20 protein-coding genes and 1 tRNA gene are annotated in these 15,483 nt (G+C 62.0%); 7 read left to right on the top strand and 14 right to left on the bottom strand.

Annotated features, from left to right (window positions below; translation table 11 throughout):
- Nucleotides 1-219 precede the first annotated feature (219 nt).
- Together LZC95_07930 and istA are read right to left on the bottom strand one after the other, a co-directional pair.
- On the bottom strand, nucleotides 220-1,038 hold the full coding sequence (locus tag LZC95_07930; protein ID WXA96763.1) for an ATP-binding protein: 819 nt from the start codon (nucleotides 1,036-1,038) through the stop codon (nucleotides 220-222).
- Nucleotides 1,035-2,600, bottom strand: a complete 1,566-nt coding sequence (istA, locus tag LZC95_07925) for an IS21 family transposase (protein ID WXA96762.1) — start codon at nucleotides 2,598-2,600, stop codon at nucleotides 1,035-1,037. Before istA ends, LZC95_07930 begins: the two co-directional genes overlap by 4 nt.
- Before the next feature lie 264 nt (nucleotides 2,601-2,864).
- Between istA and tnpB the strand changes: the two genes are divergently transcribed.
- The 3 genes from tnpB to LZC95_07910 all read left to right on the top strand — a co-directional run bounded on the left by tnpB (nucleotide 2,865) and on the right by LZC95_07910 (nucleotide 5,147).
- Entirely contained in the window at nucleotides 2,865-3,332 is a 468-nt protein-coding gene (tnpB, locus tag LZC95_07920) for an IS66 family insertion sequence element accessory protein TnpB (GenBank protein ID WXA96761.1), read from the top strand.
- A gap of 243 nt (nucleotides 3,333-3,575) precedes the next feature.
- Nucleotides 3,576-5,033, top strand: coding sequence for a hypothetical protein (locus LZC95_07915; GenBank protein ID WXA96760.1), 1,458 nt, complete (start codon nucleotides 3,576-3,578; stop codon nucleotides 5,031-5,033).
- A 41-nt stretch (nucleotides 5,034-5,074) separates the two neighbouring features.
- Nucleotides 5,075-5,147: transfer RNA gene (locus tag LZC95_07910), tRNA-Lys, on the top strand.
- Nucleotides 5,148-5,409: 262 nt separating this feature from the next.
- On the opposite strand, the gene LZC95_07905 is transcribed toward LZC95_07910, so the two are convergent.
- The 12 genes from LZC95_07905 to LZC95_07850 form a co-directional block, all read right to left on the bottom strand.
- Nucleotides 5,410-5,601, bottom strand: a complete 192-nt coding sequence (locus LZC95_07905; GenBank protein WXA96759.1) for a hypothetical protein — start codon at nucleotides 5,599-5,601, stop codon at nucleotides 5,410-5,412.
- A gap of 356 nt (nucleotides 5,602-5,957) precedes the next feature.
- A complete protein-coding gene (locus LZC95_07900; GenBank protein WXA96758.1) occupies nucleotides 5,958-6,263 on the bottom strand; it encodes a hypothetical protein in 306 nt (101 codons plus the stop codon).
- The gene (locus LZC95_07895) at nucleotides 6,260-6,499 is read right to left on the bottom strand and encodes a hypothetical protein (protein WXA96757.1); all 240 of its coding nucleotides are present in this window, start codon (nucleotides 6,497-6,499) and stop codon (nucleotides 6,260-6,262) included. Before LZC95_07895 ends, LZC95_07900 begins: the two co-directional genes overlap by 4 nt.
- A gap of 25 nt (nucleotides 6,500-6,524) precedes the next feature.
- Nucleotides 6,525-6,917 (bottom strand): hypothetical protein, encoded by a 393-nt coding sequence (locus tag LZC95_07890; GenBank protein WXA96756.1) that lies wholly within the window; start codon nucleotides 6,915-6,917, stop codon nucleotides 6,525-6,527.
- 253 nt (nucleotides 6,918-7,170) lie between these two features.
- Nucleotides 7,171-7,608 (bottom strand): hypothetical protein, encoded by a 438-nt coding sequence (locus LZC95_07885; protein WXA96755.1) that lies wholly within the window; start codon nucleotides 7,606-7,608, stop codon nucleotides 7,171-7,173.
- A gap of 228 nt (nucleotides 7,609-7,836) precedes the next feature.
- Nucleotides 7,837-8,409, bottom strand: coding sequence for a hypothetical protein (locus LZC95_07880; protein WXA96754.1), 573 nt, complete (start codon nucleotides 8,407-8,409; stop codon nucleotides 7,837-7,839).
- A gap of 113 nt (nucleotides 8,410-8,522) precedes the next feature.
- On the bottom strand, nucleotides 8,523-9,719 hold the full coding sequence (locus LZC95_07875) for a hypothetical protein (GenBank protein WXA96753.1): 1,197 nt from the start codon (nucleotides 9,717-9,719) through the stop codon (nucleotides 8,523-8,525).
- A 44-nt stretch (nucleotides 9,720-9,763) separates the two neighbouring features.
- Nucleotides 9,764-10,105 (bottom strand): hypothetical protein, encoded by a 342-nt coding sequence (locus LZC95_07870; GenBank protein ID WXA96752.1) that lies wholly within the window; start codon nucleotides 10,103-10,105, stop codon nucleotides 9,764-9,766.
- A gap of 228 nt (nucleotides 10,106-10,333) precedes the next feature.
- A complete protein-coding gene (locus LZC95_07865; protein WXA96751.1) occupies nucleotides 10,334-10,978 on the bottom strand; it encodes a hypothetical protein in 645 nt (214 codons plus the stop codon).
- Nucleotides 10,979-11,245: 267 nt separating this feature from the next.
- Nucleotides 11,246-11,488 (bottom strand): hypothetical protein, encoded by a 243-nt coding sequence (locus tag LZC95_07860; protein ID WXA96750.1) that lies wholly within the window; start codon nucleotides 11,486-11,488, stop codon nucleotides 11,246-11,248.
- Nucleotides 11,489-11,603: 115 nt separating this feature from the next.
- Entirely contained in the window at nucleotides 11,604-12,413 is an 810-nt protein-coding gene (locus tag LZC95_07855; protein ID WXA96749.1) for a hypothetical protein, read from the bottom strand.
- A gap of 43 nt (nucleotides 12,414-12,456) precedes the next feature.
- Nucleotides 12,457-12,765 carry a hypothetical protein gene (locus tag LZC95_07850; GenBank protein ID WXA96748.1) on the bottom strand — a complete coding sequence of 103 codons (309 nt, stop codon included), beginning with the start codon at nucleotides 12,763-12,765 and terminating at the stop codon, nucleotides 12,457-12,459.
- Between the two features lie 359 nt (nucleotides 12,766-13,124).
- Here LZC95_07850 and LZC95_07845 point away from each other — a divergent pair, with 359 nt between their 5' ends.
- The 4 genes from LZC95_07845 (at nucleotide 13,125) to LZC95_07830 (ending at nucleotide 15,413) form a co-directional block, all read left to right on the top strand.
- On the top strand, nucleotides 13,125-14,132 hold the full coding sequence (locus LZC95_07845) for a DUF932 domain-containing protein (protein WXA96747.1): 1,008 nt from the start codon (nucleotides 13,125-13,127) through the stop codon (nucleotides 14,130-14,132).
- Between the two features lie 165 nt (nucleotides 14,133-14,297).
- The gene (locus tag LZC95_07840) at nucleotides 14,298-14,699 is read left to right on the top strand and encodes a hypothetical protein (protein ID WXA96746.1); all 402 of its coding nucleotides are present in this window, start codon (nucleotides 14,298-14,300) and stop codon (nucleotides 14,697-14,699) included.
- Nucleotides 14,700-14,782: 83 nt separating this feature from the next.
- Nucleotides 14,783-15,004 carry a hypothetical protein gene (locus tag LZC95_07835; protein ID WXA96745.1) on the top strand — a complete coding sequence of 74 codons (222 nt, stop codon included), beginning with the start codon at nucleotides 14,783-14,785 and terminating at the stop codon, nucleotides 15,002-15,004.
- A gap of 103 nt (nucleotides 15,005-15,107) precedes the next feature.
- Nucleotides 15,108-15,413 carry a hypothetical protein gene (locus LZC95_07830; protein ID WXA96744.1) on the top strand — a complete coding sequence of 102 codons (306 nt, stop codon included), beginning with the start codon at nucleotides 15,108-15,110 and terminating at the stop codon, nucleotides 15,411-15,413.
- Nucleotides 15,414-15,483 lie beyond the last annotated feature (70 nt).

The following is a 15,483-nucleotide window of genomic DNA, read 5'->3' as shown; positions in this document are numbered from 1 at the left end:
AGTCGGTCGCGTAGCGACCGACGACGTGGATCTTTTACGCAGGGGGATGGGGCCACACGGGTGTCAGTTCGGGGGCCCGATCCTCGCGTCTTGGAATGAAGTTCTGATCGCCCCGAGGCGCGCGTGACCGCGCCGTTTGGCATGAGCGGCGACGACGAGCCTCGTCACCGGTGCCGAAGGCGAGCCCCGACGAGAACATCCTCGCCGGGGCCATCGTGTTTAGCGTCGACGTCGACTGCGAGGATTCACCGGAGGCTTATTGCGCGGAGACACGAGCTCCTTCGTGTCGGGATCGAGCTGCGGTTTCAGGCGCGGTCGATACGATTCGCCTTCGACGACGAAATCGTAAGCCGCATTCTTGAAACGATCGACAGCGCTCTGCGCGAGCAAGACGTCGTCGAACATCGCGAGCCATTCGGCCGTGTCGCGATTCGATGTCACGATCATCGACGCACGGCCCGTGCGCTCGAGGAAGAGTTGATAGACGTCTTTGCTCTCCTCTTTGCTCATCGCGTCCAATGCAAAATCATCCAGAATCAATAAATCGACGGAGGTGAGTGCGGCCATCTCCGCGTCACGTGAGTTGTCGAGCCGACTCTGTTTCAGGAGCTTCAGCATCGCGTCGGCACGCAGGAAGCGCACGCCGTAGCCATGCTTGCACGCGATGTGTCCGAGCGCATTCGAGAGGAATGTCTTCCCCACGCCAACGGACCCGAGAATCACTACGTGCTGGTGCTCTTCCAAGAAGCGCAGACTCGTCAGCGTCGCGAGCAGCCGCTTGTCGAAGGAGACCTTTGCGGTCTTGTCCCAGAGCTCGAGACGCATGTCGGGATGGAGCTCCGCGGCGCGCACGCGATTGTCCGTCGCACTCGCCTCCCTGCGCGCGATCTCGTCGGTGAGGACTAGCAGAAGAAGCTCCTCGTGGGACATCGATTGCTTTTCGGCGAGTACGAGCCGCTCCGGAAGCGTGAGTGCGATTCTTCCAAGCCGAAGACGTTTGAGCACGGCAATCAGCTCGGGATCGATCGGCGCAGTCATTTTGCACCATCCTTGCTGCCTTTGATCGCGCCGCGCGTCGCGAAGTGCTCGATGCTGCGCGCGAAGCGCGGAGGCTCGAGTCGGATCACCTTACGGTCGCCGTCGCTCGACGGCAGCATCGGCTTCTGTGCCTGCTCGAGCATTCGAGTGATGCGCCGAACGTCGACGACGTCGAATGCGAGTGCACTCTGGCAGACCGCTTCGACACGGCCATCTCCGTACTTCCGGCACAGACGCAAGAGGCCGTAGACCAATCGCATCCGCGTCCAGGGCAATGGCACTGCCAAGAGGCGCTCTGCGTAGATCCCAATGTGCTCTCCTGACTTCTTGGCCGTCGCGACGAGCGATGCAATATCGCGCGTAGCGATGGTGCCTTTGCCCACCGGGTAGTCGCTCGGATCGGTGGAGCGCTTTCCGGGCGCAACGCGCCCGTGCATCTTCACCATCTCCGTGCCGGCGTAGACCTTCACCGTCTTGCGATCGGCGCGGACGCGCACCACCTTGCCGACCCAACGCGTCGGCACGCTGTAGAGGGAGCGAAGCACTTGGATGTGATGATCGGGATGAACCTTGGCATCGGTCCAATGCGGCACGTCGAAAGGACTCGTCGGCGCGGGCTTCATGGCCGGCCGCTCCTTCTCTTCGAACACTTCGCGCGGCACCTCGCACGTCGTGCCGTGCACGCGCGCGCCCGCGACGTCGCGGCACCAGCGCTCCGCCGCGAGGCGAGCATCCTCGAGCCCGCAGAACGATTCACCGTCGAACCAACTTTCGCGAACATACGGCACTTGGTTTTCGACCCGCGCCTTGTCCTTGGGCGACTGCACGCGCGCGGTGTCGACGAACAGCCCGCGCGTTTGCACGTAGTCGAGAAACGAAGGCACGAGAGTTGGCGCAAGCTCGTCCGCCTCTTGCACCATCGCCTTCATATTGTCGGGCAACACCACGCGGGCCATGGCTCCGAAAAATCGCCACGCCGCGTCCAGTCCTGCGCACACGGCCTCCGTGGACTGCTCGAACGAAGGCCACACGAACTGATAGCGGCTGAAGGCCAGCGTGATGATCAGCGCGTACAAGCGTCGCATTCGGCCATCGGCATCTGCGAGCATCCCCATCAGGCCGAAGTCCACCTGCGCGACCTCTCCCGGCGCAGTATCGGCCAGGCGCACCGTGGTCTTTTTGACGCGCCATCCAAGCTCCTTGCGAACGAATCGCCGAAGCGTGTCGTAACTTACGTCGAGCCCGTGATCGCGCCGAAGGAGTGTGTGGATCTTCCGGAGGCGAAGCGGGCGTTTCTGCCCGAGCCAATACTCGATACGGATTCGGTGCGCTTCCACCCGCTTCCACTGCGTGCTCGCATCCACCACGGGCCGCGCTTGCACACGCTGCGCGACCTCGTGGATCTCGTCGTCCGTCGCTTCTCGGTCCGTTGGCAATGGCAACGTCGCCGCCGCGGCGAAGTAGCGTGCCACCGTCTTTCGATCGATTCCCGTCTCACGTGCGATCTCGCGCGCACTCTGCTTCGCCGCGCGGCGCCGAAGCATCTCTTTCACGTCCATCATGATCAGCTCTCGGTAGGTCATGGGCCTCCTTCCGACGGCGACCCGCGCCGTCGTCGGAACAAGGCTGTCTCACGTCCCGATCGCTATCATCCCGGGCTGGCCCCTTCCCCCTGCTTAATTCCCCAAAAGGCTGGCCCCATGACCCTGCAAAAAACTCCGTCACGTCCCCCGTGCGGGTGGCCCCATCATCCTGCTTTGTGGCTGGCCCCATGACCCTGCACAAAACGCCGAAACCTGGCCCCATCCCCCTGCAAACTGGCACCCATGGCAACTCAATTGATTTCGTCCGACAAAACGGATGTGTACATCGCAACGTTTCCCGTTCGCATGACCTCCTCGATTGGAGAGCTGCCAGCGGCAATGCGCGAGCAAATCTCGCGCAGCCCGGGAGCGCTCTTCGTATGCGTGCATCCGGCACGCGATCGCGCCAAGGCTGTCTGGTGGGACGGAAAGAGTCATACGATCCTCCTGAAAAAACTTGAGAAGGGGTTGATCAAACTGCCTGCGAGTCTCGGTTCCGTGAGCGGATCCGAGGAAATCGAGGTTGGAGTCTCCGACAAGACCGTCACCCTCGTTCGGCTCGATGCGCTGGTCAGACCGACTTCGAATGCGCCGCGGGCGACTCTCCCCGGCTCAGCGTTCGAAGTTGCGCTCGCGATTCTCGCCGGAGGTCATGCTCCAGGTTCGCAGACCAACGGCAAGGGCTTGCACCTGCTGTCGCGACAACGGTAATCGCCGTCGCTGCGACCTGCGATGGTCGTCGGAATCGCCTTCGCCTACGCCGCATGCTCGCGAGCGCATCCGCCGACGAAGGCGTAATACGTGGTGGGGCGCGCCTCCCCTCGGCGGGGCGCCCGGCCGCGCGTTCAGCGTGCTCACCATGCCGCAACTGGGGGGCGGGAGCGCCCACGCGAATTCGACAGCGGCTTCCCGTGGCGCCGGGCGCAGGACGACCCTACCCTTCATGCGGAAACCATGACGATTGCACCGGGAACAGGCGCTCAAAACAGCGCACCGTCGAAGCCAGATGAAACGCTTCAAGCTCTCTATGACTGCATCCAGACGCGTCCGCGCCCGGAAGATGTCGCGGAACTGGTATTGGCCGTGCTCGAAGAGCACCTTTCCCGGTCGGACAAGGCTACGCTCGAGAAGGCGGCGAGGAACTCCATACGGCGCAACTCCTGGGGGTTCTCGGCCATGGCCGCAGATTTCCTTCGGCCGGTCGGCGCTCAGCGACAGGTCAAGAAGGCCGAGGAGTTGTTTTCGGTGCCGGCGCCGCTCTCGGCTGCGGAATGCCTGCAGCCGCAGAAGGTCGAGAACCTTCTTCGGAGTGTCGCCGCCCAATTGGCCTACGCGGTGGGGCGAAGCGACTTTCGCGCGGATCGGCTCAATCGAGGTGCCCGCCGCGATGCCGGTCTCCCCACGGAGATCGCGAAAAAACGCCAGTACAACAAGCGCTGGCGATTTCTGAAACGGCTCGAGGCGAAGATCGGCCGCATGGTCCGAAACCAACGCAAGTACGACTTCACGCGGTACAGCAAGAGTGCGCTGGCGACCAAGCTGGCCCGCGAGGATCTCGCGCGCGACCTACCGACGGCATGTTTCGTCGCATATCTCGCGTCGCGAATGAGCGTGAGAAGCCTATTCACGAACACGGCTCAAGAGCGTGCGTTCGATGAGGTGAGCGCGGTCCTGTATCGGATCGCCGCCGCATCGCCGACCGCAAATTGGTGGGCTATGGCTCACGTCTACCCGGACCCGCGTGTTCTCGAGCATCTCTCCGAGGAAATGAAAGGGCGACTACTCGGATCGTGGTTCGCGATCTTGCGCGACGTCGCCGACCTGCTTGAGGAGACGTGGCGAACCAGCACCGTCGACCGAGCTACCCTTGTCGTCCGCCGCGGGAACGATTCCTCAACCTGGAATCAAACCGCCGGGGCCTGGAATAAGGCGCGCGAGCACTGGATCTCGTTGCTGCACTCAATGGGTATGTCGCGTCTTCTCGACGACATGTGTCCGGGAAAGGTACTGCGGTTCATGGCAGCTGACGTTGCTGCCTGGCATCGCGCGTCGGGCGGCGACGTGCATCCCGATACGAGGGTCTGGGCGGAGCTGCCGTTGCCTTGGGACGTGCTGGCGGGCAGGGCGCCGTGCACGCGAAAGATGGTCGAAATGGCCTGCCGCAAGTGCGGGGTCGACCCGGCTGGATGGACCGGGCCGAAGCCGCCGGCGAAGCCCGTTCCCTTCCGACCGACGCCCGAATTGGTTCACGGGGTTGCCGTCGACAGCCCCATCCTCGCTGCGACCCTTCGACGCGCGTCGTGGTTTTCGGGTAGGGTGGCAGCTCCCGTGGCCGGGGTCGTTTCCGTCGAGCGCGATGCGCATGGCTTCGCGCTGGGTGCGACCGGAAGCCCCGGCGGCGAGGACGCGTAGCTGCGGTGGCGCGGGTGCCATGAATCGCGTACATTCGTTTCGTCGAGATAGCTCAGTGGTAGAGCGGTCGGCTCTTGGACCGACTGGACGCAGGTTCGAGCCCTGCTCTCGGCGCTCGTTGCGGTCGGGCGAACGGCGCCCTCGAGTAGAACGAGGCGCGCTGCCGTCCCGCGTCGCTTGAAGGCGCGCGTCTACAGGGGCGTTCGGAACGACACGAAAGCGGAGGATAGCGTTTGGGAAACGCGCGGAGAGATGTGCTCCGAGCCGCTCGGAATCGCGCCCCATGGGATGGTGGCGCCAGCCTTACGGCGCAGTGCTCGGGCAGGAAGCGAGCCGTTTGGCGCAATTTCGTCCACCCAGTTGTCCACGATCATGGTCATTGCGCGGACAGAGAAAAGTCGTTCGAAGGGAGCAAATGGGCCGCCGCCAAGAGCATGAAACGCAAAGCCGGTTGCGATGGGCACCAGGAGGCCTGCGCCTGTTCCGGGGCGAGCCCCGACAAGGACCCCCATCCCGACACGAGCACCCTTCCCAAGATGGTCGCGGAGTACATGAAAGTCGATGCCATCGTCACGAGAGAATGGGGTGATGACCCAGTAGAGCAACGCCGAGGATGCTGCCAGAGCAAGGTCCCGCTGTTCCGCGAAACCCACGATGCGAATAGTACCGCCGCTCGGATCCGCCTTTGGCGGTCGGCCATCAGGCCCGCGAGCCGCTCTTTCGAGCGGACGAACAATGACGTCGATGGTTCGCGAAGTGGTCGACAGCCTCATGATGGGTACGTCGACCTGCCGGTGTCGGCCGTTGTGGGGTTCTATGTATTTGTCATTCTGCTCAAAGGACACAACGTTTCACGTCGTGCGGACGATGAGCAGCGCGCTGAAACCGGCGTTGGAAGCCATCCGAGCCCCGGGGCGCCGGGCGTCACCGGCGGGACATCGGTTTCGCGAGATCGGCGGCGCCCACGTAGGTGAGAAATCCTGGCTCGTCCAAGGGAAGCTTGCCGATGTAGCTTGCCGCCCGCGCCACGGCCTCTTGCAGCGCGGCCGACCCCGATCGACAAAGCCCCTCCGCGAGGAGCGTGTCGAGATAGATATCCTCCTCCTCGACGGCCGCAGCCTCCGTGAGATCGAGCGCGAGGTACGGCATGCATGGGCCATCGTGGAACCACACCACGAAACCGAATCGGCCATCGGGCAGGCGCCGCCAGCCAGCCCAGGAACCCATCATTCAATCGTTTCCTCGAAGAGATCCGCTTCCTCTTGGAGCAGCAGATAGAGCTCCACGTTCCGGCGCAGCGCGATGGTGAAGGTCCGCGCGGTGGTCTCGTCGTCCGCCTCGAACCGGAATCTCGTGGCATCGTCATCGTCGCAAATAAAGCGCACGTTGTGGCGTTCGGCGAGCGACCGAACGCGGCTCGCCGTGTCGCGCGAAAGGGGGCCAAGTCCCGACAAGAATAGCGCCATGATCCTATGTTCCTCTCTCTCATTCCTATCGACGATTCTTGAGCTTCCGCTGCTCGATCGCATCGGGCGCGACGACCGAGAGCTCATAGGTCCACACGTCGCGCGAACCCACTTCGCGCCAGTAGACGTCCAACCGGCCGCGCAGCCCTCGATTGGCGACAACGCGCGCGAGTTGATCGGCGATCTGGGAGACCGGCGCAGGAAACTGCCCTTGGGGCACAAGTTGTCGGGTGTTCGCTCGTCGATGGGCATCAAATTCCCCGGGCCGCTCGGGCGGCAACAACACCATGATCGCGAGCTCGCCGCGAGAATTTGTCGCTACTTCCACGCGCCACGCGCGCCGCGCGATGTATTCGAGCGAGCCCGCGAACCGGCGCAGCGCGTGGACCGCGATGTCCATGGCGACGCTCGACGTCATCGCGCGTCCGCCGGTCGCGGCATGGGAAGCCCAATCTCCGTATCGAGGACGCGAAGCTTCAGATCAATCGCGAACCCGTACCCCACTTTTTCGACCCGGCGCGCAAGCTCGTACAGGGGTCGGAGGCAGTAGCATCGTGCGAGCATCCAATGGAAATGACTGAACGCACGATCAGTGTCAAATCCATCCGGTAAGTAAACGATATCATGGGAATATTTACGTTGAGCTCGGCTCGTGACCGAGCGTGTTGGGCTCAGGGCCGGTGACGGTCCTCCGACTCTCGCGGGTACCGATACAGGATGCACTCGACTTGGAATCGCACGTGCCGGCGCAACGCGTATCGATCGATCTTGAAGTCCGGCTCGCGCGGACCGTACATGGGACGGAGCTTGGTGCCACTCTTCGCAATCATGCCCGCCGCAATGGCCGTGTGGCGCGCGACCATGAAATCCTCTACTGAGACACCGAGAGCCCTGTGAATCGTCCCCCTGCTGACCCCTTTCGGGCTCATGAGAACGCGGCGGACGAACCGCGCGAACACCTTGTCCGCGAGTAGCGCTTTCAGCGGGCGCGTGATCAGTGGCCCTTCCGTGGCAGGGAGTAGTCGCCGCTTTTGCAAGGTTCCGACCTGAATGACCTCACCCATCGCCATGGCGACTCGGATGATTCCTTCGAGGCGAATCGATGTCACTCTCAGTTCTCGGCGCGCTTGCCACACCCGCACGGCACCCAGCCTAGCTTGTACGAGCTCGATGAGAGCGTGGACGTCGTCTGATGGTGCGAATGCAAGATCGAGTTCGAGTTCTTCGAGCGTCATGCTCCCTGCTTACGTCACGCGCAACACCAACTCGCGCCAATCGCGGTCCGCCTGCGAAGAAACAAAACGCGCCAATCGCGGCACAGCCGTATGCGCCCCGCGCTATCGGCGCGGGCAGCGACGCCCCGTCCCGCACAGAGGCACGTCCACCTTGAGGGCGCGAACGCGAGCCAGCAGATCGAGCGCCGCTTCTGCGGAGAGGTCGTCGAGCTCGAGCCGGACGCGGAGCGGGTTCTCGTCGTACGCCGGAGAAATGCGCACTCGATCGACGCCGGGGAGCCGGCCGCGAAGTTCGATGTAATCGCCGTTGCCTCGACGCTCACTGCTCGGGGCGTTAGCCCGTGCGGCGTGCGCGAGCCGGCGCGCCGCACGCATCGCCTCTTGCGCCGAAGCGTTGCTCGTGCGAATCGCCTCTTGCGCCCGCGGAAGCACCTGATCGTACCAGACGAGCAGGCGGCGCTCGAGATCCGCAGCGATCGCAGAGGGCGCGCGTGTCGAACTGCAGGTTATCGAATAATCGTCCCGCGGGTGAAAGCTCCGTCCATCCTGGTACTGCGGCCAACGCGTGTGAAATCGTACGCGCCCCGCGCGCTGATACCCCCCAACGCAAAGTCCAAATCTCCCCTCCGTCCGCCCTGCGCCAGAGCAGCGCCCGATCGCGCGCTCGGCGGCCATCGGGCCAATGCGAGATCACTTCCTTCGCGCGCCACCCGGCGAGGTGTTGGACGATTGCTTGGGCCAGCTCGTAGGCGTCCGGCTCGTTCTGCGTCGCCATCGCGAAACGATGATCAGGTACGCGCCAAGGTGGCCAACGCTGCGAGCTCGTGCTCGCTGGGGAATTCGCCCGCCTCGAAGAGCAGCGGGTGAGAATTTGCTAGCGGATTCAGACGCGCCTCGATGGCGCTGAAGGGCAGATCGACGCATTCGCTTGGAGCTTCGCTCGGCGTCAGAATAACGCGCTCCGCCCTCGGCAAGTAAGTTCGGATTTTCTTCGGCCATACCGCGCAACTTTGCGCCTCCGTCTTGTCGCCATTGACAACAACAATATAGCGCGAAATATAGACATCCCTCTTTTGGCTAGCATGGATTCGGTTCAGTACCTCCCTTTGAGCCTCGTACTCGGCGTAGGCGAGTTCGTGGTGGGCCACTCGGACCGCCACTGCAAGCTCGTCGTGCCCCGCGCGCTCGTACGGAATGACCCGTCCTTCGGCGTCCACGGAGTACAGCGCCGGCGAAAGGCCGCGCGTCGACACGGCGAACTCGCGCGCCGCCTTGTCGAGCAATCTCTTTATCAGGGCGGGCCGTCGGTCCCCTCCGATCATTACGATGGACCGTTGAGGCATGATCGCAATCGGCTCCCCCTCCACGCGGCCTCGGAAGGATGCGAGCCATCCTGGCACGAGGAGCCGCGATGCCTCGTATGCGTCCTCGCACTGTACAATCCAGAGCGGGCCGTCTTTATCATCGTAAAGTCGCACTGACGGCGCCGAAAAGAGTCCCTTGCGAGAATCGGCGACGGCAAAGACGGTTTGCTCGTCGACATTCCATAGCGAAACCATCGCCCGAAGAATGGGCATCATGGTCGTCGGTTGATCCATCACGACAATTTCGTCGAGAAAGGGCAGAAAAGGCCTCCGGATCGGCGCGGCGCCTGGTTGCTGCGCCCATGTGCCAATGCTGTAGGTCGCACTACGCAAAACCGGAACGAGCGCGCCGCACACCTGCGACCAAGCATCCACCGGCGGTGCTCCGATTGATCCGTACGCGACAATAATACGCAATTTCCGCTGTTCGGTCGACATGTCGCGCGTCTCGCTGAAGATGTTCTCCAAGTGAACCTTGGCATGGACCCCATCGCGCGTAGCCACGTCCAGCGTGAAATCCCTGCCCCGCTTCACGCCGAGCACCTGTGGAAGGGTGAGCATGATTTCGGCAACTTCGCCTGCAAAGTAATCGCGTGCTGCCTTCTTTTCGTCGTCGTTCATTGACTGATCTCCTATCCAATCGCGCCGCGCTCCGCGGTGCCAAATCAAGAATCCGCCCCGTCTAGCTTGGTCGCCACGCAGCGCCTCCGGAAGTCTTCGATACGCGCGCGAACCACGCGCATGGCTTCGGGAGTCGGATTGTCGTGCAGGACGTTAAAAAGTCGGTTGAAGAGCTGATCGTCATTCCATAGCGGTGAGAAATATCGGTACGTCGTCGTGTGCACCACACGAGCCCCCTTTGCATCGATCATCCACACGTAGAGGCGAACCTCGCCCAATTCGTCAATATCCAAACTGTGCTCGGCGACGCACGGATGATCAAATCCGTGACGACGGATGATGTCTTCACCAAACGTGGCAACGAAGATACGGTATTCCCGATCCATTACGGTCCGCCTTTCGTAATTCGCTTTACAATTTTCGTGGATGCGGCAATGCGCCGTAGCATGTGACGAACCCCCGTGCGCCCACGCGGGCTTCGAGCATGCTCCCAGGCCATTCCCGAGCCCCGCAGGATGTCACCAGATGGCCGAATGGGCACAAGACGAGCACGCCCCCGCCTCGACGGGGGCGCACCCAGACGCGCCCCGTGTGCGATGGCGCGTCCTTCGTCTTCACGTCACGCTTCCCAAGGCGATGAGAGTCCGTAAGAGCTCCACGTCATCGACGACCTTGTCCGGCACCTTCCCATCCCGGTCCAGGCAGCAGATTCCCAAGCCCTTCACCATCTGTCCGGCGAATTCAGCGTCGGCTGGCAACGTGATGGCTGCGTCGAAGATCTCTCGCGCGCTGAACGGCCCTAACCCCACGAGGCGCGACGGATACCGCGCTTCGATGGATGCGAAATTCTCCTTCGAAAGCCGCATCAAAATTTCGCAGGATAGCCAACGCTTCTGAATCGAGACCCCGGCCGCAATGCCGGCCAGATGTCGGAGATGAAGGAGCGTCGTTGTCCGCGTGCTTGCTGCGAGAAAAACGCGCAACACCTGAATCTGTCGATCAATCGGCGCGAGGAGAGCGCCGCTATCTTGAGTGCTCCGCTCCAACGAATCGACCGCCGCATGCGCACGCTCCACGTTCAACTTCGCGTAGTTCGCCGCGGCGAGGATCTGATCTTGGCGCCAACCGGCCTTTGCACCGGAGCGAATCGCATTGATCGTAGACGCCTTTTCGAGCAGTGACGCGAAGGCTTCTCGCGCCTCCGGCGTTATTGCGACGAGGATTTGCGCCAGTTCCTCTACTTCGATGAAATCCGTCATACATGCCTCCCAGAGGCATCCCGGTCCCCCCGGGCGTGGGTCGGTCGTTCACTCGACCGATGATGAGAAGATGCGTATCGATTCCTCAGATGTCAACACATAAACTGTATTCACAAGTCGCGAGGCTCACTCGAACACGAAGCCTTCGCGCGCGGCGATGCGCCGCGAAGGCCGATCCCACCCTGTGGCTCGTGTCCTACCCCTTCGTGCGAGGCGTGCAGTGCCGGGTGACTGCACCCCGGCGCTGCGCGCACGGCGTTGCCGGGCCTACGGGGTCGCCGGGGGCCGATTGGGGCACCCGGCGCTGAACACGCTGCCGAGCGGCGCACCACTCTCGATGATACCCGACGCGTCGCAAACGCAGCACTCGTAGCGGTGACCTTGCCGCATCGCAAGGTGTCCGTGCCGACGCGCCTGCGCGCGCCCGGCGCACACTGTGCAGCGCTCTTTCATGGTGTCGTTCAGCGGCGCGTCGCACTCGGCGCAGCGTCCCCTATTCGCTTTGTTCATTGTGGCCTCCCAGAGGCGTCCCGGTCCCCCCGGGTGTGGGCTCGGCCGTCGCTCGACCGATGAAACAACCATAATTCCGGCTCGTCAGGATGTCAATACATAAAAACTATCTACATCAAAGTGGCTGAAAGGTCGCCCATTCCTCTTCCTGTCGCTTCCGATTGTTGACCGTCTCGCCCACATATTTGAAATTTCCGCGAATGAAGAACTCACCACCCCAGGTAAACTCGTTGGGCTCGTCCGCTGGTTCGATGACGCGAAGACGCGGGCTTTGATTCACACCTCCGCCGTATCGGAAGGCGACCCTCTTCCACCGCGGGATTCGACCTTCGATGATCTCGCGGCGCGCGTCCTTCTTTCGGTCTTCCAAATCGCCAGGATGCTTAATCTCGACCATATTTCCGGCAATGTGACCGACCCGGACGAGGAGGGGCCCCGGCGTCGAGTCCTTCGACCCACGCATGATGGCACCCAGGGTGCGAACAGACTCTGGCCGCAGGAAATAATCTTGTTTGCCCTTCGGCCCCGTCTTCATCCATGCCCGGACCCGCCGATACTGAATCGCCTGGCGAATGGCCGCCGGAGTCTTGCCGAGCTCGCGCGCCGCTTCGGAGACGGATACCGTGAACTCGGCCGCCAACTTTTCGACGTCGATCCCGTCTTGCTGCACCCTTTTGCGTGCGAGCAGATCGGTCATCACCTGGTAGGCCGGTGCCGAGAGGACCTCTTTCGTCACGGCGCCGCGCTCGGGGAAGATTGAATGGTCGAGTAGCGGATTCTTCAATCCGTAGGCGAACGCGATCATTTCCCCTTCGGAAATGTCAGGATCCTCCGACATTGCCTTGAGGCGCTTCAAAAACTGCGCGACGGGTTGCGACGGCGCGTACTCGATGGTTTGTCCGGAAAGCGTGGTGTGTGTCGGCATGGGAATGGCTCCCGCGCCGACACGGGACGTCCCTACGCCGGCGCTAGATAACTTCCGATACCCCGAGGTACCGGATGTAGATGGCCTCTTGTCGATAGTGGGCTTTTGCGGCTTGGGCAACTTCAACGACCGCACCGCCTTGGGCGATGGACCGGAGGGCCACGACGTAGGCCCGTAGTTCGTCGTGGTATGTCTTTCCACCGTTAACCCACGCACCGGTGAGCGACGACGGCACGAGCGAGAACCCATCGAATCTCTCTGCAAGGAGACATTCGAATTGGTGATGATCTTCGGCGGAGAAGATGGTGCCTTCATTGTCGTAGACAGGAATCAGAACGTAGGCTTCGAACACGTGTGCCTCCCAGAGGCGTCCCGGGCCCCCCGGGTGTGGATCGGTCTCGATTGACCGATGCCCAAAAGATAAGTCGGCGCACGCGCAATGTCAACACATAAAATGTATCCACATGAGGGAGCTCGCTCGCCGCCGTGTTTGCTGATGGAAGGGTAAGACCTGACCGCACCGTGTCAACACATCAGATGTACGCTCATGTTGTACGCCGCCCATAGCACCGCCCTACACCAAAGGTTATGTCGAAATATTTTATGTGTTGACATCCCAAAGGGCGGGCCTTATTGTCTGAGCATCGGTCGAGGGAACGGCCGACCCACACCCGGGGGGCCCGGGATGCCTCTGCGAGGCAAGGAAACAACATGGCACACGAAGTCGAAAGCATGTTCTATCGAGGCGAGACGCCTTGGCACGGACTAGGCGTGCGATGCAGCGAAGCGCCGAATACCGAAGAAGCCATCCGGCTTGCTGGCTTAGATTGGGACGTCGGATTCAAGCAGCTTAAGACGCCCGATGGCGAGATTGCCGATCACCGCTTCACGTACCGCATGAGCGACGGGCGGAAGCTCGGCGAAGTTGGCCCGAACTACGAAATCTTTCAAAATCGCGACGCATTTTGCTGGTTCGAGCCGTACCTTTCTTCGGGCGAAGCCAAGCTCGAAACGGCAGGAAGCCTGCGGAATGGCCGCTATGTCTGGATTCTCGCGGAACTTACTGGTGACCCCATTGTTGTAGTGCCGCGCGCCGATGATATTGTACGCCGATTTCTTATTCTCGCGCATGCGCACGATGGCACGCTCGCGACAAACCTCGGCTATACACCCACGCGCGTCGTATGCCAAAATACATTATCCGCGGCATTGCACAGCAAGACGAGCACGCTCCTCCGGGTTCGCCACACGCGCCGCATGAAGCAGGCGCTTGCACAAGTCCGCGACATCATGAACCTCGCGAATCGGACGTTCGAGGCAACGGGCGAGCAGTATCGCCAGCTTGCGCGGAAAGGGGTAGTCGAAGCTGACCTGCGTCGGTACGTGAACATGGTCTTTCGGCCCCAGAAGGCGGCCGCGCGTGCCTCGACCGCGATGGTTCTCGCGAGCCAGCGCGAGATCATCGATGCGGAGTTCATCGACGACGACGAACCGAAGGACCGCATTTATCCCAAGGTCCATCGGCTATTCGTCCAGGGACGCGGTAATCAGTTGCCCGGTGTCGCGGGAACGATGTGGGCGGCGTACAACGCCGTGACCGAGTATCTCTCCTATGAGCGCGGAAAGGATGTCGATATTCGCGTCGGGTCGAATTGGTTTGGCGACGCTGCCGACATCAACCGCCGCGCGTTGAGCGTGGCGGTCCAAATGGCCGCGTAGCCTCACGCGAGCTCGGTACCCTTCGAGCAGAGGGGTACCGAGCTTCGCATGTGAATACATAAAATGTATTGACATTGAGAGTACGAAGAATTAGGCTTTCATCATCGGTCGAGGGAACGACCGACCCACGCCCGGGGGGACCGGGACGCCTCTGGGAGGCATATCATGGCCATCAAGATTATCGAGCTGGACGCGCTTGCAAACATCGTTGCTGGACTCTCGCACCGCGATTCACGAGAGGAAGCCGCTCTCACCCTGCATGACGCATCTTTCGCGAACATCGGCGCGCTGATCGCGACCTCTCCGTACCGAAAGACCGACAGGACTGCGTGCGAGCCGTATGCGATCCTGGCTGCGGCCGAAGCTGAGGGCACGACGTGCAACTACGGCGAAGCGTTCACAACGCTTGCCGAACTCGGACCGAACGCGATCCTCCACGAAGAGACGCGCGCGAAGCTCGAGACCATGCGCGAACTCCTCGCGCTCGAGTACGCCGCCGCTGTCGCGGAGAAGTACCAGCGCGAGGACCTTGCCGCGGCCGTATCCCAGGCCGTCACGCAAGCGTAATCCCGCACCGTAGACGCCGCGCCGTCGCGCGCGGCGTCTACGCCGCTCGTCACACAACGGCTCAAAACAGAAGGGGTGCACGAATGAAAAACGTCTATGCGTATGTAACGGGTGAGCATCTGGGCGAAGCCACACCCGAGCTCGAAGAGGCCTCCGAAAAAGCGGTAGAGGGGGTGGTTGGCGCGGCTTGGGTCAAAGGCACGACGCTGTACAGAGTGGGAACGCACCACGATATGTGGCTCGGGATGAATCTGTCCGTCTATGTGGCGGACGCGAGCCGCGGGCCCCTTCGCAACGGCTCTTGATGCGTTCCGTAGACGGGGGACATCCGGTCCCCCGTCTCTCAAATTCATCGCTCCGCCGTGGCCAACCATGCCGCGGTGCGCGCAAGCTTTGGAGACAAGAAACATGGCGATTGCCCCGATCGAAATATCGATGAGCATGATCGAAAAAACCGAGCACATGGCGGTCCGCGAAATCCCGCTCGCTTACAACATGTTCCAGGTGTGCGCCAGCCCTTGGACGACGGTCGAGGGGCGTGTCTGGACCTGCCTGATCGGCGCAGGTCGCGACGGGCGCTTGCTTGCCGTCTTCCAATTGACCGACTACCAGGGGCGATTTCTAAGCCGTGTGTACGGCGCTGCACCGTCGGTCGTGGAAACGGCAATTGCGGATTTCTACTCCGCAAAGTTCAAATGCAATGTAGACACATAAAATGTATTGACATCCCAACGCGCGTCCTTATACTCCCATCATCGGTCAAGCGAGACCGAGCCCACGCGTG

The sequence above is a fragment of the Sorangiineae bacterium MSr12523 genome (assembly GCA_037157775.1).
In the GTDB taxonomy this organism is placed as follows: Bacteria; Myxococcota_A; Polyangia; order Polyangiales; family Polyangiaceae; genus Pendulispora; species Pendulispora brunnea.
This window is presented reverse-complemented; position numbering and strand designations above follow the sequence as displayed.

Bases quoted from the DNA above. Each gene is read 5' to 3' on its own strand.
- LZC95_07930 (WXA96763.1), bottom strand. From the start codon at position 1,038: ATGACTGCGCCGATCGATCCCGAGCTGATTGCCGTGCTCAAACGTCTT.
- istA (WXA96762.1), bottom strand. From the start codon at position 2,600: ATGATGGACGTGAAAGAGATGCTTCGGCGCCGCGCGGCGAAGCAGAGT.
- tnpB (WXA96761.1), top strand. From the start codon at position 2,865: ATGGCAACTCAATTGATTTCGTCCGACAAAACGGATGTGTACATCGCA.
- LZC95_07915 (WXA96760.1), top strand. From the start codon at position 3,576: ATGACGATTGCACCGGGAACAGGCGCTCAAAACAGCGCACCGTCGAAG.
- LZC95_07905 (WXA96759.1), bottom strand. From the start codon at position 5,601: ATGGCATCGACTTTCATGTACTCCGCGACCATCTTGGGAAGGGTGCTC.
- LZC95_07900 (WXA96758.1), bottom strand. From the start codon at position 6,263: ATGATGGGTTCCTGGGCTGGCTGGCGGCGCCTGCCCGATGGCCGATTC.
- LZC95_07895 (WXA96757.1), bottom strand. From the start codon at position 6,499: ATGGCGCTATTCTTGTCGGGACTTGGCCCCCTTTCGCGCGACACGGCG.
- LZC95_07890 (WXA96756.1), bottom strand. From the start codon at position 6,917: ATGACGTCGAGCGTCGCCATGGACATCGCGGTCCACGCGCTGCGCCGG.
- LZC95_07880 (WXA96754.1), bottom strand. From the start codon at position 8,409: ATGGCCGCCGAGCGCGCGATCGGGCGCTGCTCTGGCGCAGGGCGGACG.
- LZC95_07875 (WXA96753.1), bottom strand. From the start codon at position 9,719: ATGAACGACGACGAAAAGAAGGCAGCACGCGATTACTTTGCAGGCGAA.
- LZC95_07870 (WXA96752.1), bottom strand. From the start codon at position 10,105: ATGGATCGGGAATACCGTATCTTCGTTGCCACGTTTGGTGAAGACATC.
- LZC95_07865 (WXA96751.1), bottom strand. From the start codon at position 10,978: ATGACGGATTTCATCGAAGTAGAGGAACTGGCGCAAATCCTCGTCGCA.
- LZC95_07860 (WXA96750.1), bottom strand. From the start codon at position 11,488: ATGAACAAAGCGAATAGGGGACGCTGCGCCGAGTGCGACGCGCCGCTG.
- LZC95_07855 (WXA96749.1), bottom strand. From the start codon at position 12,413: ATGCCGACACACACCACGCTTTCCGGACAAACCATCGAGTACGCGCCG.
- LZC95_07845 (WXA96747.1), top strand. From the start codon at position 13,125: ATGGCACACGAAGTCGAAAGCATGTTCTATCGAGGCGAGACGCCTTGG.
- LZC95_07840 (WXA96746.1), top strand. From the start codon at position 14,298: ATGGCCATCAAGATTATCGAGCTGGACGCGCTTGCAAACATCGTTGCT.
- LZC95_07835 (WXA96745.1), top strand. From the start codon at position 14,783: ATGAAAAACGTCTATGCGTATGTAACGGGTGAGCATCTGGGCGAAGCC.
- LZC95_07830 (WXA96744.1), top strand. From the start codon at position 15,108: ATGGCGATTGCCCCGATCGAAATATCGATGAGCATGATCGAAAAAACC.